The sequence below is a fragment of the Ruegeria sp. HKCCA0370 genome, assembly GCF_013033705.1.
In the GTDB taxonomy this organism is placed as follows: Bacteria; Pseudomonadota; Alphaproteobacteria; order Rhodobacterales; family Rhodobacteraceae; genus Ruegeria.
In genome coordinates, this window is record NZ_WQEP01000003.1 from 241,892 (window position 1) to 263,704 (window position 21,813).

Annotated in this window: 17 protein-coding genes; 12 read left to right on the forward strand and 5 right to left on the reverse strand. The window is 57.5% G+C overall.

Features of this window, described 5'->3' with window-relative positions; genetic code table 11:
• The first annotated feature begins 1 nt into the window (after position 1).
• The 7 genes from GOW31_RS09765 (at position 2) to GOW31_RS09795 (ending at position 11,051) form a co-directional block, all read left to right on the forward strand.
• A complete protein-coding gene (locus GOW31_RS09765) occupies positions 2-832 on the forward strand; it encodes a carbohydrate ABC transporter permease (RefSeq protein ID WP_152460301.1) in 831 nt (276 codons plus the stop codon).
• A gap of 12 nt (positions 833-844) precedes the next feature.
• Positions 845-1,849 (forward strand): ABC transporter ATP-binding protein, encoded by a 1,005-nt coding sequence (locus GOW31_RS09770; protein ID WP_171169663.1) that lies wholly within the window; start codon positions 845-847, stop codon positions 1,847-1,849.
• Positions 1,846-2,619 (forward strand): L-iditol 2-dehydrogenase, encoded by a 774-nt coding sequence (locus tag GOW31_RS09775; RefSeq protein WP_171169664.1) that lies wholly within the window; start codon positions 1,846-1,848, stop codon positions 2,617-2,619. The genes GOW31_RS09770 and GOW31_RS09775 overlap by 4 nt, the downstream gene beginning before the upstream one ends.
• Positions 2,619-4,124: a mannitol dehydrogenase family protein gene (locus GOW31_RS09780; RefSeq protein ID WP_171169666.1), complete on the forward strand. Its 1,506-nt coding sequence runs from the start codon at positions 2,619-2,621 to the stop codon at positions 4,122-4,124. Before GOW31_RS09775 ends, GOW31_RS09780 begins: the two co-directional genes overlap by 1 nt.
• A 207-nt stretch (positions 4,125-4,331) precedes the next feature.
• Positions 4,332-7,250 carry a M10 family metallopeptidase C-terminal domain-containing protein gene (locus GOW31_RS09785; RefSeq protein ID WP_171169668.1) on the forward strand — a complete coding sequence of 973 codons (2,919 nt, stop codon included), beginning with the start codon at positions 4,332-4,334 and terminating at the stop codon, positions 7,248-7,250.
• Between the two features lie 745 nt (positions 7,251-7,995).
• Complete coding sequence (locus tag GOW31_RS09790) at positions 7,996-9,735, forward strand: type I secretion system permease/ATPase (RefSeq protein ID WP_371808055.1); 1,740 nt, start codon at positions 7,996-7,998, stop codon at positions 9,733-9,735.
• Positions 9,735-11,051, forward strand: coding sequence for an HlyD family type I secretion periplasmic adaptor subunit (locus GOW31_RS09795; protein WP_171169670.1), 1,317 nt, complete (start codon positions 9,735-9,737; stop codon positions 11,049-11,051). The genes GOW31_RS09790 and GOW31_RS09795 overlap by 1 nt, the downstream gene beginning before the upstream one ends.
• Positions 11,052-11,062: 11 nt before the next feature.
• Here the strand turns inward: GOW31_RS09795 and GOW31_RS09800 are convergent, their stop codons facing one another.
• From GOW31_RS09800 to GOW31_RS09810, 3 genes are read right to left on the reverse strand one after another with little or no spacing between them, the layout of a single operon-like run.
• Complete coding sequence (locus GOW31_RS09800; RefSeq protein ID WP_171169672.1) at positions 11,063-12,070, reverse strand: ABC transporter substrate-binding protein; 1,008 nt, start codon at positions 12,068-12,070, stop codon at positions 11,063-11,065.
• The gene (locus tag GOW31_RS09805; RefSeq protein WP_171169674.1) at positions 12,049-13,428 is read right to left on the reverse strand and encodes a sensor histidine kinase; all 1,380 of its coding nucleotides are present in this window, start codon (positions 13,426-13,428) and stop codon (positions 12,049-12,051) included. Before GOW31_RS09805 ends, GOW31_RS09800 begins: the two co-directional genes overlap by 22 nt.
• The gene (locus GOW31_RS09810) at positions 13,418-14,086 is read right to left on the reverse strand and encodes a response regulator transcription factor (RefSeq protein WP_171169676.1); all 669 of its coding nucleotides are present in this window, start codon (positions 14,084-14,086) and stop codon (positions 13,418-13,420) included. Before GOW31_RS09810 ends, GOW31_RS09805 begins: the two co-directional genes overlap by 11 nt.
• 107 nt (positions 14,087-14,193) lie before the next feature.
• Here GOW31_RS09810 and GOW31_RS09815 point away from each other — a divergent pair, with 107 nt between their 5' ends.
• The 5 genes from GOW31_RS09815 (at position 14,194) to GOW31_RS09835 (ending at position 19,180) form a co-directional block, all read left to right on the forward strand.
• Positions 14,194-15,177, forward strand: a complete 984-nt coding sequence (locus GOW31_RS09815) for a tripartite tricarboxylate transporter substrate binding protein (protein WP_171119311.1) — start codon at positions 14,194-14,196, stop codon at positions 15,175-15,177.
• 66 nt (positions 15,178-15,243) lie between these two features.
• Positions 15,244-15,726, forward strand: a complete 483-nt coding sequence (locus GOW31_RS09820; protein WP_152460311.1) for a tripartite tricarboxylate transporter TctB family protein — start codon at positions 15,244-15,246, stop codon at positions 15,724-15,726.
• 1 nt (position 15,727) lies between these two features.
• Entirely contained in the window at positions 15,728-17,239 is a 1,512-nt protein-coding gene (locus GOW31_RS09825) for a tripartite tricarboxylate transporter permease (protein WP_152460312.1), read from the forward strand.
• On the forward strand, positions 17,232-18,416 hold the full coding sequence (locus tag GOW31_RS09830; protein WP_171169678.1) for a CoA transferase: 1,185 nt from the start codon (positions 17,232-17,234) through the stop codon (positions 18,414-18,416). The genes GOW31_RS09825 and GOW31_RS09830 overlap by 8 nt, the downstream gene beginning before the upstream one ends.
• Complete coding sequence (locus tag GOW31_RS09835; protein WP_171169680.1) at positions 18,413-19,180, forward strand: citryl-CoA lyase; 768 nt, start codon at positions 18,413-18,415, stop codon at positions 19,178-19,180. The genes GOW31_RS09830 and GOW31_RS09835 overlap by 4 nt, the downstream gene beginning before the upstream one ends.
• A 4-nt stretch (positions 19,181-19,184) precedes the next feature.
• Here GOW31_RS09835 and GOW31_RS09840 read toward each other — a convergent pair whose 3' ends face one another.
• Both GOW31_RS09840 and GOW31_RS09845 read right to left on the reverse strand, forming a co-directional pair.
• On the reverse strand, positions 19,185-20,381 hold the full coding sequence (locus GOW31_RS09840) for an acetate/propionate family kinase (protein ID WP_171119313.1): 1,197 nt from the start codon (positions 20,379-20,381) through the stop codon (positions 19,185-19,187).
• Positions 20,378-21,775 carry a bifunctional enoyl-CoA hydratase/phosphate acetyltransferase gene (locus GOW31_RS09845; RefSeq protein ID WP_171169682.1) on the reverse strand — a complete coding sequence of 466 codons (1,398 nt, stop codon included), beginning with the start codon at positions 21,773-21,775 and terminating at the stop codon, positions 20,378-20,380. Before GOW31_RS09845 ends, GOW31_RS09840 begins: the two co-directional genes overlap by 4 nt.
• Positions 21,776-21,813: the final 38 nt, after the last annotated feature.

A 21,813-nucleotide genomic window follows, 5' to 3' on the forward strand; every position in this document is an offset into this window, starting at 1 on the left:
CATGGCCCGCGCTGTCACATCTCGACGCAAATCGCTGAACACCGCCCTTGCCTGGGCTGTTGGACTGCTGATTTTCTTCCCGATCCTCTGGACGATCCTGACCAGCTTCAAAACCGAAGCGCAGGCCATTGCCAGCCCGCCCCTGTTTTTGAACTTTGACTGGACGCTGGAAAACTACGCCATCGTGCAGGAACGCTCGGACTATATGCGGTTCTTGTGGAATTCGGTGATCATCGCCGGTGGGTCGACCATGCTGGGCGTGATCATCGCCGTCCCCGCCGCCTGGGCGATGGCGTTTGTTCCGTCCAAACGAACCAAGGACATCCTGTTGTGGATGCTGTCCACCAAGATGTTGCCAGCCGTAGGTGTGTTGTACCCGATCTACTTGCTGTTCATCCAACTGGGCCTTCTGGATACGCGCGGAGGGTTGGTCGTGGTGCTGATGCTGATCAACCTGCCGATCATCGTCTGGATGCTTTACACTTATTTCCGCGAAATTCCGGGTGAAATTCTGGAAGCCGCGCGGATGGATGGGGCGACGCTGAAAGAGGAAATCCTCTATGTCCTAACCCCCATGGCCATTCCCGGCATCGCTTCGACCGTCCTGCTGAACTTTATCCTTGCGTGGAACGAGGCGTTCTGGACCCTCAATCTGACCGCTGTTGACGCGGCACCGCTCACGGCCTTCATCGCCAGCTATTCCAGCCCCGAGGGCCTGTTCTTTGCCAAGCTCAGCGCGGCCTCGACCATGGCAATTGCGCCCATCCTGATCCTTGGCTGGTTCAGCCAGAAACAACTTGTCCGCGGCCTGACCTTCGGCGCTGTGAAATAAGGAGCATTCCTCATGGGACGCATACAACTCAAGTCCGTGACCAAAAGCTTCGGCGACGTTCAGGTCATCCCTCCGCTGGACCTGACCATTGAAGATGGCGAGTTCACCGTTTTCGTCGGCCCTTCGGGCTGCGGAAAATCCACGCTGCTGCGCCTGATCGCAGGGCTGGAAGACATCACCAGTGGCCACATAGAAATCGATGGAGCAGACGCAACAGACGTGCCGCCCGCCAAACGGGGGCTGGCAATGGTGTTCCAATCTTATGCGCTTTACCCGCATATGACCGTTCGCAAGAACATCGCATTTCCGCTGCGCATGGCGAAACTGGATCAGGCTGAAATCGATAAGCGGGTTGAAGGTGCGGCCAGTGTCCTGAACCTGACCGATTACCTGGATCGCCGCCCGGGCCAGTTGTCCGGTGGTCAGCGCCAGCGCGTCGCCATTGGTCGGGCAATCGTTCGTGAACCGGCCGCGTTCCTGTTCGATGAGCCGCTTTCAAACCTCGACGCAGCGTTGCGGGTGGGCATGCGGTTGGAGATCAGCGAGCTGCATGAACGCCTTGCGACAACGATGATCTACGTCACCCACGATCAGGTCGAAGCCATGACGATGGCGGACAAGATCGTTGTACTTCAGGCAGGCGTGATCGAACAGGTTGGCAGCCCGCTGGAACTGTACCGAACGCCACGAAACCTGTTTGTTGCGGGATTCATTGGCTCTCCCAAGATGAACTTCATCGAAGGGCCCGAAGCAGCAAAGCACGGCGCGCAAACGATCGGCATTCGCCCGGAACACATCGCGGTGTCGGAGTCCGAAGGAGAATGGTCCGGGCGTGTCAGCGTCTCTGAACACCTCGGTTCGGACACGTTTTTCCACGTCCACGACACCGGACTGGCCGAGACAATCACTGTTCGTGCCGATGGCGAGGTTGGTTTTCGCCATGGGGATCGCATTCATCTGACCCCACGCGCCGATGTGATCCACAGATTTGACGCAGACGGTCTGCGGATCGAATGAAACGTCTGACGGGCAAAACCGCCCTGATTACAGGGGCTGCGCGGGGCATTGGATTGGCATTTGCCAAGGCCTATGTGGCAGAGGGCGCGCGGGTCGCAGTCGCCGACATCGACATCCAGCGCGCGCAGGACGCGGTCGCTGAAATTGGCGCGGCGGCTTTCGCTGTCGAAATGGACGTGACCGACCAGCAGAGCATCGATCAGGCCATAGCCAAAACCGCGGCGCAATTCGGCCCAATCGACATTTTGATCAACAACGCGGCCATCTTCAGCGCCGCACCATTCGTCGAGATCGAGCGCGCCGACTACAATCGTGTGTTTGACATCAACGTCGCGGGCGCGCTGTTTACGATGCAGGCCGTCGCCAAACATATGATCGAGCACGGAACCAAAGGCCGAATTATCAATTTGGCCTCGCAGGCCGGGCGAAGGGGTGAACCGTTGGTCGCTGTCTACTGCGCCAGCAAGGCGGCGATCATATCACTGACCCAATCGGCGGGGCTGAACCTGATTTCTCATGGGATCAATGTAAACGCGATTGCCCCCGGTGTAGTCGATGGCGAACACTGGGATGGCGTGGACGCCTTTTTTGCAAAACACGAAGGCAAGCCCCTTGGCCAGAAGAAGCGCGAAGTGGCGGCAGCTGTTCCATATGGCCGCATGGGGCGCGCGGAAGACCTGACGGGCATGGCGGTTTTTCTGGCCTCTGACGAGGCCAAGTATATCGTCGCGCAGACTTACAATGTCGACGGCGGAAATTGGATGAGCTGATGGACCCTGTGGCGAACGCAAAAACCCCTGCACGGCTGCGGCAAGAGAGCCTTTCCAAGCTGCCAACCACCGTGAAGACTCCGATGTATGAACGTACGGATCTGACGCCGGGCATCGTTCATATAGGATTGGGTAACTTCCATCGCGCGCATCAGGCCTGGTATATCCATCGGCTCATGCAGCAGGGGTTGGCCCATGACTGGGCAATCGTCGGAGCGGGTGTGCGAAGCTATGACGCCGTCATGCGAGAACGATTGCTGGCGCAGGATTGCCTCACAACGCTGATCGAGTTGGGGCCAAACGGAATGTCCGCCGAGGTGATTGGCCCGATGATCGATTACCTGCCGATCGAAGAAAACAACGCTGCCCTCATCCACGCGATGGCCGACCCGGCCACCCGGATCGTTTCGCTGACTGTTACCGAAGGGGGATATTTTCTGGATGCCAACAGCGGCGCATTCGATTTCGATCACGCAGATATCCGTCATGACGCAGAAAACCCCAATCAGCCCCGTACGGCCTTTGGCGCAATGGTTGCGGCACTCAGACGACGGCGCGCCGAATGCCTCAACCCGTTCACGGCGCTCAGCTGCGACAATCTTCAGGGCAACGGAACGATTTTGCGAAACTGTGTTGTGGGATTGGCGCGCATGTCCGACCCGGAACTGGCCAACTGGATCGACAGGCGTGGCGCGTTTCCCAACTCGATGGTGGATTGCATCGTACCAGCGACGACCGACCAATTGGTATCGCAATGCCGCGCCCTTGGCGTCGATGACAGAGCGCCCGTCTCGCATGAGAACTTTCGTCAATGGGTCATCGAGGATGCCTTCTGCGCCGGACGTCCGCCCCTCGAAAACGTCGGCGCAATACTGACCAACAACGTCCATGGTTACGAGACCATGAAGTTGCGCATTTTGAACGGAGGTCATCAACTGTTGGCGAATGTCGGAGAAGTACTGAGTGTTCCGACGATTGCCGACTGCATGAAGGACCCGGACATCGTGGCGTTTTTTCGAAAAGTGCAGTTTGAAGAAATCCTTCCGCATGTCGAAGCGGCTCCCGAAACCACTGCAAGTGAGTACCTTGAGTTGATCGAGAGCCGATTTGCGAACACGGCGATTCACGACACCACACGCAGGGTTGCATTCGACGGATCGGCAAGACATCCCGGATTTTTGCTGCCGTCGCTGCGTGATGCACTTGCATCAGGGTCTTCTGCAAACGGGCTCGCCCTCGCCGAAGCGTTCTGGTGCCGGATGTGCGCGGGTATTCGTGAAGATGGCTCCGAGATCACCCCCAATGATCCCCAGTGGGAAAGCCTGAACAGCACTGCAAAAGCGTCCAAAGCTGATCCTGAGCTTTGGTTGGAACAGGGTTTCTACAGCGGTGATTTTGGAATCAGCACACAGTTTTCCAACGCCTTTGCCCGCTGGCTGACCCTGATATGGCAGCGTGGCAGCCGGGCCGCCATTGCTGAGTATGTTGCCAACGGTTCAACGTAGCAAATCAATCTCGGCGCTCGGTTCAGCCAGGGATCGCGGGTTTCTGTTGCACTTATGCGACGGTTCTGCCGTTGAAAGAAAGTGTCATTTGAAACATGGTGTCACCTCCTGTTTCAAAAGGGTTGGTGCATAGTAGTTTGTCATAAAAAGAACAATTTAAGCGTGCATCTGAGCGCAATCTAATCTTCCGAGGTACAGGGCTGAGCAATGGCTACTACGACTATAATACCAAGACCTTCCGCTTCTTCTCCGCTCAGTCCAATACAAGGTTATGTTGCCTACGGTGACGGCAATCCCTCGAACACCACCACAATTTCTTATCACTTCGAACAATACGCGGGCACACAAGCGTGGACTGCGGAATACAAGGCGGAATTCCGAGCAGCTCTTTCTGCCATCGAGGCCGTCGCAAATGTGAGGTTTGTCGAATCCGGCAGCGCTTCCGCCGACTTGGTAGAGGTCATTGCGCCCACCAGCTTTTTTTTAAATCCTAGAACGCTTGGCTACCACTACACGCCATCGCGCAACCCCTCCGAAGGCGCTTTCAACACCGCCTACTGGACTGCCGGAGCAAATGGAAACGGCGATCCGGGCGGGTTTTTCTTTACTACGTTGCTCCACGAACTGGGCCACGCGCTAGGGTTGGGTCATCCCCACGACACCGGTTTGGGTACAACCGTGATGAATGGCGTCACATCGCCATTTGACTCTTTCGGGACCGGCAGCCTGAATCAGGGTGTCTACACGGTGATGTCGTATAATGATGGCTGGACCGAAAAGAACGGAATTCTCTCTGTCAACGCGACTTATGGTGGTTCAACGGGTCTTGGCGCTTTGGACATTGCTGCGTTGCAGGCGATGTATGGCGCCAATACCAACCACAACTCTGCCAACAATACCTACACGCTTCCTTGGGCAAACGTTGCGGGTACCGGCTATCAGTCTATTTGGGATACTGGTGGAAACGATACCATCCAGCATGTCGGCAGTTCGAAGGCGCGGATCGACCTGCGGGCCGCAACACTGGACTATTCCGAGACCGGCGGCGGCGTAGTGTCTTACGCAGAGGGCATAAAGGGCGGCTTTACAATCGCGCATGGCGTTGTGATTGAAAACGCGATCGGCGGGACCGGTGACGACGTGATCGTCGGGAATACCGCTCAGAACGTTCTGAACGGCAACCATGGTCACGATAAGATCTATTCAGTGTCCGACGGAACCAACAACAACACCGTTTATGGCGGCTTGGGGAACGACACCATTTATCTGGCGAACGGTTCCGGCGCAGACCAGGTTTTCGGCGGCCAGGGCGACGATTGGGCCATTGTGACCAACAATGCCGGCTCGTTTTCCGGAGGAAGCGGTACTGACACAATCCGATTTGTCAGCGCCATCAGCAGCTATCTGTTCATTAAAAACGGCACGAAATACGAATTTATCGATGCCGTTTCACGTATCACTTTCACGGTGGAAGATGATGTCGAGGCCATTCAATTCCTGAATGGATCACAGGCGTATACTCGTTCGAATATCGAAGCTGCCATGCAGCTTTCGGATATCGAGACGACCGGCACCACACTGAAACATGCAAGTCAGGGCATTTACGTTCTGGATGCAGGCAGCTCGAACGTGACGCTGGTATTTAATGGTCAGGCTGTTGGTCAAAACACGATCGCCGGCTGGCAGGCCATTCAGGCCGAGGCTTCGGGCGGCGGTTACAAAGTGCTGTGGAAAAACGTGAATGGGACGTACGGGGAATGGACGGTAAATGCCAATGGTCAGTTCCTCAGCAGCGGCAGCATCGGCAACGTGGCTGATGTTGAGGCCTTCTATGGTGCTGATTTGAACAATGACGGGCTGACGGGTCATGGTACGGTCACGGTTGAAACCACTGGCTCCACGACACTCGTTTCGTCAAGCCTGGGTTCATACTTAATTAATGGCACCATTGAACTGACCATAAACGGCGCCAAAGCCGGCTCGGGCAGTTTTCCTGGCTGGCAGGCCATCCACGCCGAGGCTTCGGGCGGCGGCTACAGGGTGCTGTGGAAGAATGCGAATGGCACGTTTGGGGAATGGGTGACGGATGCCAATGGTCGTTTTGTCAGCAGCAGCACCATAGACGACGTCAGGGATGTCGAGGTCTTTTATGGCGCAAATCTGAACAATGATGGGCAAATCGGCCATATCACGACCAGCATCGAATCCAACGGTTCCACGACGCTGGGATCGTCAACCAATGGCGCATATGTAATCGGCGGCAGCATCGACTTGAAGCTCAACCAGGCTAATGCCGGTCCTGGCAGCTTCCCGGGTTGGCAGGCCGTTCAGGCCGAGGCTTCAGGTGGCGGCTACCGGGTGTTGTGGAAGAACTCGGATGGGTCCTACGGTGAATGGACGACGAATGCGGCCGGTGAATTCCTAAGCAGTACAACAATCACCAATGTTGCGGATGTAGAGGTCTTCTATGGCGTTGATCTGAACAATGACGGGCTGACGGGTCATGGAACGATCAGCATTGAGTCCAACGGCGCGACAATGCTGGGAGCGACAACCCAAGGTGAATATCTGATTGGCGGCACCACCAAGTTGACATTCAACAACGCCACTGTCGGACCGAACAGCTTCGCGGGCTGGCAGGCCATTCACGCCGAGGCTTCAGGTGGCGGCTACCGGGTATTGTGGAAGAATTCGGACGGAACTTACGGTGAATGGGTCACGGATTCCAATGGTGTATATGTCAGTTCCAACACCGTCCCTGACGTGGTCGCGGTCGAAACTTTCTATGGCTTTGATATCGATGGCAGTGGGACAGTGGGATACGGATTGCCCAAACTCGCTCGGTTTACTGAAGGCGATCAGAAAACGCCGACGGGCGAAGACGTTTTGGGTGTGTCCGATTGGGATGAAACGGTCGATATTCTAAAGTTCGTCCCTGATCTTGAGGCTCCCGAAGACGTGGAAAACGACTACACACTGGTGAACTTGCATCAGGCTCAGGACGGGGCGCTTAACGTTTCCGAAGACTCATTGGCCGCCGTATTGGGTGGGAACTTGGAGGTCGAGGATGACGAGGCCAGTCCGACACTTACACCCCATTTGGACGAAGACAGCTTTTGGATTTAAAGATCCTTTGGCGCTGGAGGCGGCCCGTTCGGTTAAACTGACGGTGCCGTTTCTGGCGTAGATCGGCGAATAGGCTTGCGATTTCGATCGGTGTCCCGGCCCTGCAGTCCCGCCTTGTCAGCTCTGTCAAACCAAACAGCAGAGTGAAAGCAAATCGCCAAGGTTTGAGCGGAGCCGTAGCAACATACCCTGCCGCCAGCAAGCCACCACCGGTGTTTCCAGGCAGTTCTGGCAACATCTTAAACCCATAGTGTGTCGCGCGAAGTTCCGCGATCGATCACGGTGATACTCCAAACATCTTTGCGAGGAGGTATTATTCGTTTGTCCTATTGGCCCTGATAGTCTGTGCGGTCGCGCTGCTGAAATGCGCGAATGCGCATCTTCTGGGCGGCCTGAATAGGTGCTCTCATTTCGATCTCGGGCGCTGATCCAGGCTTTGCAATCAGTCATCACCTGATGCGCATCGTGTGGGCCATCATTGGCGTATCCGTCGCCGACAACCTGACCTTGCGTTAGCCCAGACCTCGGAACTGGTCAGGTGCTTTGGGCCGCGACCGCATAGTTACTGTGCGTCGGAACCACCGCGTTCAAACGTTGAGACAGTCTTTGCGACGTTGGCCAAAAAGTGCTTCTTCCAGCCCGCAGTCTGCGGTTTCTTGCTCAAAAAAACATGTGCAAACTTGGCAATGCTGAACTAACTTTCTAAATGCGGCGATGCCTGTCCGAATGATGTGGATTTTAAACTGTGAAACCTCAACACCGCCTGTCAGCGGCCCCTCGCCATGAATTGCGCAACGTGCGCAATCAGGGCATTGCCTTTCTGGCCTTGGCGTTTTTGTTCAGCATCTTCGTCAACCTGCTCATGCTGACAGGTCCGCTGTTCATGCTGCAAGTATATGATCGGGTTCTTGGTTCACGGGCAGTTGAAACTCTGACCGCACTGTTTTTGCTTGTTGCGTTGCTTTATGCGCTGATGGCCATGCTGGACTATGCACGCGGTCGTATTGTTGCCCGCTTTGGTGCGCGGTTCCAGTCGCAGCTGGATGAGCGCGTTTTCGAAGCCACAATGCGTCGGTCTCTGGTGCCCCAGGTGCGATCGGCTCCGGCAACTGCACTGCGGGATCTCGAGGCCATTCGCACCTTGTGCTCTTCGCCCGTGTTGCTTGCAGTAATGGATATTCCGTGGACGCCCGTCTTCCTGGGGGCAATTTTCATTTTTCATCCTCTGCTTGGCTGGTTGGCCGTTGCAAGTGGCGTACTGCTTGTGGTGATTGCTTTGCTCAACCAGGCCCTGACCAGCCGTAAGGTGGCCGAAGCACAATCCGCTGCGGCGCGGGCGAATGCCTTTTCCGAACACGCGAGGCAGGCAGCAGAAGTTGTACGGTCGCAGGGAATGCAGGCGGACGTGACCAGGCGGTGGTTGAACCAGCGTACGGAAGCTTTGCGTCAAAGCATTTCCGCCAGTGACTGGACAGGTAGCTTCACGTCGCTGACGAAATCGCTTCGGCTTTTCCTGCAATCTGCCATGCTGGCTTTGGGCGCGTGGTTGGTACTGCAAAACGAAATGACGCCCGGGGCGATGATTGCGGGCTCGATTCTCTTGGGACGGGCCTTGGCCCCGGTGGAACAGGCTGTCGGCCAATGGAGTTTGGTCGAACGGGCACGCACGGCCTGGAATTCGTTGAACCGGTTTCTGGACCAGACACCGCCAGAGGAACAGCGGATTCGTTTGCCGATCCCCAAATCCCAATTGGAAGCCAAATCCCTGACGGTAATCCCTCCGGGTGCTACTGCGCCAACGTTGCGGAACGTTAACCTGAAACTGGAACCGGGAAAGGCGCTTGGTGTGATCGGGAAAAGTGGGTCGGGCAAGACGACCCTGGCCAAGGCTCTGCTTGGGCTTTGGAGACCGGCGGCGGGCGAGATCCGGTTGGGCGGCGCCACGTTGGACCAATACAATCCGAACGATCTGGGCAGCCATATCGGATACCTGCCGCAGCAGGTCACTCTGTTCAACGGAACCGTTGCTGAGAATATTGCACGGATGTCGGAAAACCCGGATTCAGAAGCGGTGGTTGCGGCGGCCAAGAAGGCCAAGGCACATGAACTGATCCTGTCATTGGAAAAGGGTTACGGCACCTTCCTTGAAGGCAATGACAGTCAGTTGTCGGGCGGTCAGAAACAGCGCATTGCGTTGGCCCGTGCGCTGTATGGCGACCCGGTTCTGCTCATTTTGGACGAGCCGAACTCGGCCCTCGACGCAGATGGCACCGAGGCTTTGAATGCAGCCGTGCGCGGCCTCAAGGAAGCGGGAAAGGCCGCCATCATCATGACGCACCGCCCGCAGGCCATTTCGGAATGTGACGATCTTGCTGTTGTGGAAAAAGGCCAAGTGGTGAGGTTTGGCAGCCGCGATGAGGTTCTGAACGCAATGGTCCAGAATGCGGGCGCGATTAAGCGCAAGCTTAGCCCCGTAGGTGAATAATGGCGAAAAAATCAACCAAGACACCCGTCCCCGTCTGGGGCATCAAAATACCTGCGCTGGTGGGATTCCTTGCCCTTGGCATTCTGGTCGGCGGGTTGGGCCTTTGGGCCGTGAAAACGCGGCTGGCCGGGGCGATTGTATCTTCGGGCGTAATCGAAGTTCAAAGCAACCGTCAGGTCGTTGAACATCCTGACGGCGGCGTGGTCGGCGAGATTTTCGTGCGCGACGGTGATACGGTTGCCTCGGGCGATTTGCTTTTGCGGTTGGATGACACATTTCTGTCTTCGGAACAGACGATCGTAGAATCTCAACTCTTTGATCTGCTGGCCCGCCGTGCCCGGCTGGAGGCCGAGCGGGATGGCCTGACATCCGAAGAATTGGCCGCGCGCCTGGCTGAGGTTCAAAAAGAATACGATATCGATCCGGACCTGATTGCAGGGCAACAGAACCTGTTCGATGCCCGGCTGGAAACGCTGTCCAAGCAGGACGAACAACTGCGCAAACAGTTGGTTCAGATAGAAAGCGAGATCGCAGGCACGCAGGCTCAGTTGGTCTCGTTGCGCCGCCAGACAGAGTTGATCGAGGCGGAGTTGAAGGATCAGCAAAGCCTGTTGAGCAGGGGTCTGACACAAAACAGCCGCGTGCTGGCGCTGCAACGCGAAGAAGCCAGTCTGACAGGCGAAATCGGCAAACTGGAAGCCTCCGTTGCCCGCCTTAAAGGACAGATTGCATCAACCGAGATCAAGATTGTCGAACTGACCGCGACCCGGCGGGAAGAAGCGATCACCACTTTGCGGGACGTTCAGGCGCAGGTGGCAGAGCTGTGGGAACGACGTTTGTCCCTGGCGGAACGTCTGGCCAGGCTTGAAATTCGCGCACCTGTCAGCGGAACGGTTTACGGCAGTCAGGTCTTTGCCCTGCAATCGGTCATTCAGCCGGGCGAACCCATGATGTATGTGGTTCCGCAGGACACGCCGCTGTTGGTGGCAGCGCGGGTGGATGCGATCCATGTGGATCAGTTGCATGTCGGGCAATCCGTTGCCCTGCGCTTTCCGGCGTTCAATCAACGCGAAACGCCCGAACTCGAAGGACAGGTCAACAACGTCTCGGCGGACACCTTCACGGATGAACAGTCCGGTTTCACCTTTTACCGCGCCGAAGTGGTGCTGAATGACGGTGAGGTCGACCGGCTCAATGGTCAGGAACTTTTGCCGGGTATGCCGGTTGAGACTCTGATCAAGACCGACGAACGCACGCCGTTGTCCTATCTTGTGAAACCGATGGCAGACTACTTCAACCGCGCGTTTCGCGAATGATGCGGACGCGGTTATCGCTGGATGACCGCGTTTTCCCATTCAGCCAGAAAACGGCGGCGTTTCAGCCTGTCTAGAAATGTCATGAGCCCCGGGTCCAGCCCAATCGTTTCGCGATCGGTGCCAGTTTCGTGCGGGGCCAAGGGCGGCAAGGTAACGGGGTCGCCTACCCGTTTGGTTTGGTTGGAAATCAGGTGTTTGAGAAAAGACGTGGCGGCGTCCGGTTGCGGGGTGCCATTCAGCACCATGGCCGTGCGCATCATGGTCGTCTGAAAATCCGACGGCAGAATGATTTCCACCGTGTCCTTGCTTCCGGCGCGGGCTTCGGCGTAGCTGCCCAGAACGTTGTAAGCCACTGCAATCTCACCTTTGACGAGGTCATCGATCATATCCGCCGAACAACAGTACAGGCGTACGTCCAATCCACCCATCACCTCCATAAGCCGCCAATACGTCTCGGACGCGCGGGCATCCTGCGTTGCGAACAGATAACCCAGACCGGATTGACGGATGTCATAGGTGCCCACACGGCCCCTGAAATCATCGGGACGCAAACGAAGGATTTCGATTAGTTGTTGCCGGGTCTCGGGGATGGGGCCGCCGGCAAAGGCCGCGCGGTTAATCACGATTGTCGCCGGTTCCGATGTGAACGCGAACAGGCTTTGATGCCATTGGGCCCAGGATGGCAGCGGTATGTCGTCGATGATTCGCCCGAAACCGTCGTTTGCCAGCTTCAGTTGCAGATCCATCGCGCTGGATATGACAACATCGAAGTCTTCCGGCGCGGCGCGGACTATTCGGTCGATATCTGCGGTGCCGGTCACCAGGTATTCAACAGAGATACCGGGGTTTTCTTCGATGAAACCCGCAATCAAGGGTTCGAACAGAAAGGTGTCCGTGCTTGAGATCACGCGTAGATGCGCCTCATTTGCCGAGGCGTTGAAAACCTGCCTGTCCTCCCAGGTTTGGGCGGCAGCAACGACAGGAAGGCTGAAGAAAATCAAAGCGATAAGATAACGCACGCGCCGCCCCCCTGCCGATTGGTCAATTCCAGTGAGCCACCATGCGCAGATGCCACGTCCTGAACGATTGTAAGGCCCAATCCGGATCCGATGGTTCCGCTTGCGTTCTTCCCGCGCTCAAAACGGCGCGTCAAAGTGCCGATCTCGTCAGGAGGAAACCCCGGCCCACGGTCTTTGACAATTATCTGAATGCGTGGCTCCGAAACAACCTCGATGCGTACAAAACTGTCCGCAGGGGCATATTTCAGAGCGTTGTCGATCATGTTGCGCACAGCGTTTTGAATAAGAATCGGGTCTCCCGAGTAGGAAACCTTTAGATCGCCACTCAGGGAAAGCGACAAGTCCTTCATCTCGGCGATTGGCGTGAGACGCTGCACCAGATCACGGACCAAAGCATTGAGATCAATGTCTTCGCGCTCCAGATGATCGGCGCGGAACGTGATCATCGCATGATCCAGCAATTGCCCCGCCGCGCGCGAGCTTTCATCAATCGCCCGCACCATTGAGCGCAATGCTTCGCGATTTTCTTCCTTTTCAACCCTCTGCAATGTGGCATCGGCATAAGATCGAACGGTTGCCAAAGGGGTGCGCACCCGGTGGGCCGCCTCGGCGATGAAATCCTCCGATTGGCTCAATGACTGATCCAGTCGCCCCATCAAAGAGTTCAACGACGCCACCAAAGGCGCCATTTCGCGGGGTACGGGCTTTTTGAACGGGCTCAGGTCCTGCGGGCCGCGCCGGGTGACAGAGGTCGTAAGCCTGTTCAATTGGCCAATCGTGGACGAGGTGGCCCAGAACGACAGCGCAGCGGCAAGGGCAAAGAACCCGACGCCCAAAATCGCCGCGTTGCGTGAAATCTGGTCCAGAGTTTCCGCAAGCGCGTCCTGCGTTTGGCCCAACGCGACCTCGATGACGATTTGTTTGTTCAGGCCCACCAGGGTTCGCCGAGCACTGACCTGACGTATGGTTTCACCCCGTATCCGACTGGTTTGAAAGCTCCACTTGCCGTCGAATTGCCCTGTGGCCGGCGGCAGATCTTCATATCCTGACAGAAACGCGCCATCCTGAAAAATCGCGTAAAAAACCCGGTCGTCGGACGGTGTGCTGAGCATGGCGAAGGCTGCATAGGGAATATCAACCTCCAACTGACCGTCGCGCAAGGCAGCCGCGTCCAGAATTGAGGTGACCGACGCCCCAAGGATGTTGTCCTGCCCTTGCTGCGCGACCTGTGCGGCATAGTTGCGAACCGCGATAAACAGAAGAAACGCCAATATCGCGGCACCACCGATCAAAGTCAGGACCAGCCTGTTCCGAAGCGATCCTGACACATAGGGATCAGGAGGGAGATCAGGAGGCATGATCCAGCCTGTATCCCAGTCCGCGAAGCGTGGTGATCTTCAAGTCCGACGGTTCAAGATGTTTGCGAAGGCGGCCAACGTAAACCTCGATTGCATTGTCCGAGACATCGTCATCATAAGAAAAAAGCCGGTCGGTCAGTTTCTGTTTCGAAAAAACCTGACCAGGCGCGCTGATGAACAGTTCCAGAAGGCGCAGTTCCCGGTTGCGCAACGAAACAGTCTCATCCCCTACGGTCAGATGACCTGCCAATGGATCAAAGATTATTCCGCCCACTTCAATCGTTGTCCGGGAATTCCCGGATTTGCGACGCAGAACGGCGCGGCAGCGGGCCTCAAGTTCGGCGTGGTCGAACGGTTTGGTGACATAGTCGTCGGCCCCCAGATCCAGCGAACCGATTCGATCCGAAACCTGGCTGCGTGCGGTCAAAACGATCACGGGTGTGTCCAGATGACCTGCGCGATGCCGTTTGAGAAAGTCGCGCCCGTCCCCATCCGGCAACATGATATCCAACAGAATAAGGTCGTATTCCTGAGTTTCGGTAAAGGCGGTCGCCTCGTCCAATTTAGACGCATGATCAACCACATGGCCGTCTAACCTCATGCGCGAACAGATGGCGTTCGCCAGATCAAGATTGTCTTCCACAAGGAGGAATTTCATGGGGTTTTTGCTATTTTTCGTGCGTGACAGGTTGATGTCAGGTTGATGTGTTTTTGTTCCACCCAATCTGAGCCGCCATGCGGCTGGTTGTCAAATGGGAGGACATCATGACGACATTCACACTGGGCCGTCGCGCCCTGATCGCAGCTGTGGCCGCAATTGGCCTGACAGGGCCGGCTTTGGCTGATGGCCATCAGGTCGTGGACAGCATTCACTTTCTGATCCCCGGTGGCGCCGGTGGCGGCTGGGACGGAACCGCGCGCGGCACGGGCGAAGCGCTGACAAAAGCTGGCCTTGTTGGCACGGCGTCATACGAAAACATGTCGGGCGGCGGTGGTGGCAAAGCCATTGGATATCTGATTGAAAATGCCGACAGCAACCATGGCACTCTGATGGTGAATTCGACGCCGATCGTGATCCGCTCATTGACCGGTGTATTTCCTCACAACTTCCGCGATCTGACGCTGGTTTCGGGCACTATCGGCGACTATGCCGCGATCGTTGTAGGCAAAGACAGCCCGATCAACTCGATGGCGGATCTGCTTGCCGCTTTTGATGCGGACCCAGGCGGCACGGCGATCGGTGGCGGCTCGGTTCCCGGCGGCATGGACCATCTGGTCGCCGCGATGGTGATGGAAGCAGCGGGCAAGGATGCGCTTGGCGTGAAATACATCCCCTATGATGCGGGCGGCAAAGCCATGGCGGCCCTGCTGTCGGGTGAAATCGCCGCCTTGTCCACCGGTTTCTCGGAAGCGGTCGATCTGGCGAATGCGGGTGAAGTCAAGATTATCGGCGTGACATCCGAAGAGCGCGTTGATGCGGCTCCTGACGCGATGACGATGAAGGAACAGGGTATTGATACCACTTTCGTGAACTGGCGCGGCTTCTTCGCGGCCCCCGGCCTGCCCGAAGAAAAACTGGCCGCCTACCAGGAAGCGATTGCCAAGATGTACGACACCCCGGAATGGGAAGAGGTTCGTGCACGCAACGGTTGGGTCAACATCCACAACTCGGGCGCAGATTTCCAGACCTTCCTGGAGCAGCAGGAACAGCAGATCGGCGATCTTATGAAAAAGCTGGGCTTCCTCTAAGTCCGTTTTCGGCAGAGCGGATCCGCCGCTCTGCCTCCCCACGAACAGGAACAGGGAGGGGCTCTCATGGCGCTGGATCGCTGGATCGCGCTCATTCTTCTGGGTGTGTGTTTGACATATGGCTACGCCGCCTGGTTCACGATGGACGGCAGCCTGCCCCCTTTCATGCAGAGAAACCCGATCTGGCCCAGCACATTCCCCAAAGTGCTGTCGGTTCTGGGTGTCGTCACCACCACGATCATTTTGCTGGGCTTTGAAAAGGCGGAACCAAAGGAAGCCGATATCGATTACCGGCGGCTGGGGGAATACCACCTTGATCAAGCACTTATGTTGCTGGCCTTGATGGTGATTTACGCGCTTTGCCTGCGCCCTGTTGGGTTTCTGATCTCGACCTCGGCCTTTCTGATCCTCGGGTCTTTCATTCTGGGTGAGCGCAAATGGCACGTCATGCTACCCGTCGCGCTGATCGCCACAGGCGCGGTCTGGTATCTGGTTCAGGAAGTTCTTGGCATCTACATGCGCCCATTGCCGGGCATTTTCGGAGGCTAACATGCTCGAAGGACTTCTGATCGGTCTGCAAACGGCGTTTTCAATTCAAAACCTGCTGATGGTGATCGCAGGGTGCCTGATCGGCACGTTCATCGGCATGCTTCCGGGTCTTGGGCCGATGTCGATCATCGCCATCATGATCCCGGTCGCGATTTCCATGGGCGACCCGTCCGCAGCGCTGATCCTGCTGGCCGGAGTGTATTACGGCGCCATCTTTGGCGGTTCGACATCTTCGATCCTTCTCAACGCGCCGGGGGTCGCGGGCACTGTTGCGTCCAGTTTCGACGGCTATCCGATGGCCCGCCAGGGCAAAGCGGGCAAAGCGTTGACTGTTGCAGCTATTGCAAGTTTTGCCGGCGGTACGATCGGAGCCATTTTGTTGATGGTCTTTGCCCCTGCTCTGTCTTCGGTGGCACTGCTGTTCCACTCGGCCGAGTATTTCGCGCTTATGGTCGTGGGCCTGTCGGCAATCGCAGCCTTCGCAGGCACCGGTCAAGTGGCCAAAGCCGTCATCATGACGCTACTTGGGTTGATCATGGCAACGGTCGGTGAAGGTGCATTGTTCAACCTGCCGCGTTTCACAATGGGTATCATGGATCTGCAATCGGGCTTTGGCTTCATCACGCTTGCCATGGCCATGTTCGCCCTGCCCGAAGCGCTGTTTCTGGTGCTCAAACCCAAAAACCTTCAGGGGGATGACGGCGAGATCAAGGACCTGCGCATCACAGGCAGTGAAGCCAAAGCCATCGCACCGGTGATCGGCCGCCAATCTGTACAGGGCTTCTTCATCGGGGTTCTGCCCGGTGCGGGGGCAACGATTGCCAGCTTCCTCGGCTACGCGGTCGAGCGCAACATTGCCCCGAAAGAGGAACAGGACGAATTCGGCAAAGGGTCAATAAAAGGTCTGGCTGCGCCCGAAACGGCGAACAACGCGGCATGTACCGGTTCTTTCGTGCCGCTGCTGACACTGGGCATTCCCGGGTCCGGCACCACCGCGATCCTGCTTGGCGCACTGATTGCCCTGAACGTGACACCCGGCCCACGGCTGATGCTGGACGAGCCGCAGATATTCTGGGCCGTCATCATGTCAATGTTCATTGGCAACCTTGTTCTGCTGATCCTGAACCTGCCGCTGATCCCATACATCGCAAAGGTTCTCTCGGTACCCCGCAATTACCTGATCCCCTTCATTTTGTTCTTCACTCTGATGGGGGCCTATATCGGGCAGAACAACGCGACCGAGCTTTTGATACTTGTTGGCTTCGGTGTTTGCGCCACGGCGTTGAAATTTGCCGACTACCCGCTTGCGCCGCTGCTGATCGGTTTCATCCTCGGGGGGATGATGGAGGACAACTTTGCCCGCTCGATGCAGCTCTATGACGGTATTGCTTTCATCTGGGAACGTCCGATGACGCTGGGTCTGCTTGTTGTCGCGGTGCTGCTGGTGCTGTTGCCCAGCTATCGCGCGCGCCGGGCGCGTGCCCGGGCGGCAGGGGTTGCGGACGGTGACTGAGCCACTGGCAGGAATACGGGTTCTCGATCTGACGAATGTCCTCGCGGGTCCGTATTGCTGCTATCAACTGGCGCTCATGGGCGCCGAAGTGATCAAGGTCGAACGCCCTGACGGTGGCGACCTTGCCCGCGTTCTGGGTGCTGATCCTGCCAGAAACAAGGCCGGTATGGGCGTCAGCTTTCTGGCGCAGAATGCTGAAAAAAAATCCATCACGCTCAACATGAAATCAGAACGGGGCAAAGCGCTTCTGAAACGCCTTGTCCAGACAGCCGACGTGTTGGTAGAGAACTTTCGCCCCGGTGTGATGGATCGGCTTGGACTTGGGTATGGCGTCTTGCGCGATGTGAACCCCAGCCTGATTTACTGTGCCATAAGCGGGTTCGGTCAGGACGGTCCGCGCCGAGGCGATCCGGCCTATGACCAGATCGTGCAGGGTATCAGTGGCGTGATGTCTGTCACCGGCGGTCCTGACACCGCACCCTATCGCGTTGGCTATCCTTTGGCGGACACGATCGGTGGGATGACGGCCGCTTTTGCAGTGTCCGCCGCCCTGAACGCGGATCCTCGCGGGGCCTATCTGGATGTGGCAATGTCCGAAGCCGTGATCTCGACAATGGGTTGGGTCGTGTCGAACTATCTGATCGCCGGTGCCGATCCCGGGGCCCATGGCAACGAAAACACGACGTCAGCACCGTCGGGAACATTTGCAACTGCTGACGCGCCCATCAACATTGCCGCCAACCGCGACGAGCAGTGGCAGGCACTGGCCAGGCATCTGGGCCGGCAAGACCTGCTGGCCCACCCGGACTATGAAACGCGCGAAGACCGCAAGCGCAATCGCTACGCCCTGCGCGCGGCGCTGGAGGAGACCTTGCGGACCAGAGCGGCATCAGACTGGGTCAGCGAACTCAACGCAATAGGAGTGCCGGCCGGGCAGGTATTGACCGTGCCCGAGGCGCTTGATGACGAACAGCTTGCCGGTCGCGGCCTGATCGGGTCTTTGCGGGTGCAGGGCGAAGACATGAAACTTGCAGGCAGCCCTATTGTCAGGGACGGCGAACGGCAAATGCCCCAAACCGCGCCGCCTGAACTTGGGGCAGACAATAACGCGATCTGGTCTGAAATTGGGTTGTCCGGCGCGGAAATTGACGCTTTGAGCAAGGAAGGCATCATATGAGCGATGTGTCCGATTGGTGGACGACTTCCATCATCGATATGGAACCGGGCCGGATCGACCTGCGCGGAGAGCCGATTCAGAGTTTGATCGGACATCTCAGTTTCAGCGAGATGATCTGGTTCATAGTTCGTGGCGACCGACCATCTGGGGCGCATGCCCGGTTGTTCGAGGCCGCGCTGGTCGCCGCCGTGGACCACGGACCTCAGGCCCCTTCCATCGCAACGGCGCGCATGGCCGTGACCTGCGGGCTGCCCCTGAACAACGCGATGGCGAGCGCTGTGAACATGTTGGGGGATATTCACGGCGGGGCTGGCGAGCAAGCGGTTATGCTGTACCATTTCGTGGCGCAACATCCTGGCCGGTTGGATCAAACGCTGGACGAGTGGATCGAGCGTGAAGGAAAGATATTGCCGGGTTTTGGCCATCGGTTCCACACGCCGACGGATCCGCGCGCACCACGTCTGATGGCGTTGGTCCGTGATGCTGTGAAGGACGGGGCTTGCGATGGTCAGTTCCTACAGATCGGGCAGGCGATCGAAGCAGAGTTGGCCCGGCGCAAGGGGAAGCCCGTTCCAATGAACATAGATGGTGCCACCGCGGTGATCTATGCCGAGTTGGGCTTTGCGCCCCCACTGGCACGCGGTCTGTTTTGCCTATCCAGATCTGTTGGCATTCTAGCCCATGCGTGGGAACAGATGCAGCAAGGCGGCCGGAACAAGGGACCGACCCCGCCTGCCTATCGCTGGACCTATGTCGAAACGTAGATCGCTAGGCAGTTCTGAGCCGTGGGCGTTTGGCCAACAGGTCTGCCGCCGCACGGGCAATGACCAGTTCTTCATTGGTCGGGATTGCCATCACCACGACGCGGGACAGATCGGTTGAAATGATCCGGTCATTGTCCGCATTTGCATCAGGATTGAGCTCGATGCCCAGCCACCCCATCCCAGAGCATACCCGCTCACGCACCAGACGTGAGTTTTCTCCGATCCCACCGGTAAACACCAAGGCGTCGATACCGCCGAGAATGGCTGCCATCGCGCCAAGCTCGCGCCGGATACGGAAGGTGAAATAGCTGATCGCCTGTCGGCTTTCGCGTGTGTCCGCCTTTTCCAGGGTACGCATATCGTTGGACAGCCCGGACAGGCCCAACAGCCCCGACTTTCGGAACAACAGGTCTGAGATTTCGTCAGCGCTCAGCCCTTCCTGGTCCATCAGATACAGGACCACGCCGGGATCAAGTTGACCACAGCGGGACCCCATCGGCAGCCCGTCCAGTGCCGAAAACCCCATGGTCGATCCGACGGATCGCCCGCCGATCATCGCACACATCGATGCACCATTGCCCAGATGGGCCACGACCACGCGCCCTTCGTGCAAAAGCGGCGCTGTCTTTGCCATGTGATCCGAAATGAATTCATAGCTGAGCCCGTGAAAGCCATAACGCCGAACACCTTTGTCGTAATACTCTCGCGGCAAGGCAAAAACGTCATTCTCCCACGGGTGATTGCGGTGAAAGGCGGTGTCGAAACAGGCAATCTGAACCGCATTCGGAAAACGTTCCATCGCGGCCCTTGCTCCGGCCAGATTGTGCGGCTGATGCAAAGGCGCGAATGGCGACAGCTTGTCCAGCTCTTGAATGGACGCCTTGGTCAATGGCACCGGAGCGTCGATGTCAGGTCCACCGTGGACAACACGATGCCCGACCGCAGTCACGTCGCTGTTTGGAAATGAGCGCGCAAGCAGGTTCAAAACCCAGTCCAGCGCTGCGGCGTGATCGCGTATTTCTCCGGCGGTACCGCTAGCAAGGACACTTCCGTCGGAAGACTTCGCCTTGACAAACGGCTCTGGCTCTCCAATCCGCTCCACAGCGCCGGTGCACACCATGATCGGATCGTCATCGGTCAGCTCGAACAGACCAAATTTCATGGAAGACGATCCAGCGTTCAGTGTCACGACATGTGTCATGCGGGTGCTCCGGTGCGCGGTAAGGAAAAGGCTTCGTGCAGTGCCGCCACGGCACAGGACGCCAGCCGGGCTTTGTCGTCATCGGCGCGGCTTGTCAAAATGATCGGAGCTTTGGCCCCCATGACCAGACCGGCCCCTTCTGCATTGGCGATATAGGTCAGCTGCTTGGCCATCATGTTCCCGGCATCCAGATTTGGCACCACCAGAATATCGGTTTTGCCCGCGACATCCGACACAATCCCTTTGGAACGTGCAGCCGCAAGGCTGACGGCATTGTCCATGGCAAGCGGGCCATCCACAAGCCCGCCCGTGATCTGACCGCGTTCCGCCATTTTCGACAGCAAAGCCGCATCAACCGAGGATCGGATCGCCGGATTGACGGTTTCGATGGCAGACAGAACACCTGCCCTGGGGTTTTCGATCCCCAGCGACAGGGCCAGGTCGATTGCGTTCTGGACAATATCAATCTTGGTTTCCAGGTCCGGCTCGATATTGATCGCCGCATCCGTCACCAACAAAGGTCTGGGTTGTCCGGGCACGTCCATGACAAAGACATGGGTAAAGCGGCGGCCGGTGCGCAGGCCGTTTTCACGCCTGAGCGCAGCCTTCAGCAATTCATCCGTATGCAGATGCCCTTTCATCAGCGCTTTCGCTCGACCTTCTGCAACCAGATCGACCGCCGCATGGGCCGCATTGACGTGATCGCTCTGCGGTATGATTTCAATCCCATCCAACGACGCTCCGATTTCGGCGGCCGCGTTCGCGATTTTGTCCGGGTCACCGATCAGAATGGGTGTGATGATCGTCTCATGCGCGGCCAGCAGCGCCCCACCCAAGGCGTTGGGCACTTCCGGGGCCACGACAGCGGTCGGCATGGGCGGCAGCGGGCGCACCTTTTCCAGCATGGCATCAAAGTGACGATGACGTTTCACCACCAGCCCGGGCAAATCCAACTCGGCGAACACCATCTCTTTCTCCGGCGCGATCACGACGGCCTGCCCGCTGACGATCACGGCACCGTCCGATGGGCGCGTAACGACCGTGTCAAAGACAACCTCCCGGTTTGGTCGCTTTTCCAGAACGGTGACTTTGGATACCAGCTCATCACCGGCATGCGCCCTTTCCACAAAATCAAATCGCTGCGATTTGTAGAGCGTCCCTGCCCCCGGCAGAACGTTTCCCAAAACGGCCGAGATCAGGGCGCCCACGAACATGGCAGGGGCAACCGCTTCGTTGATGTGGTCGCCGTCGCCGTCTTCGCTGGCCAGATGAAGCGGATTGTGGTTGCCGGAATTGTTGGCGAACACATAGAAATCATCGACCGAGCACGTGCGGGCCAGCTCGGCAGTATCACCGACCTGAAGCTTGTCGTAAGGCGTGTTGTGGTACTGCATGAACTGTCGTTTCCATTTCGATCCGATTGGCGACGCTG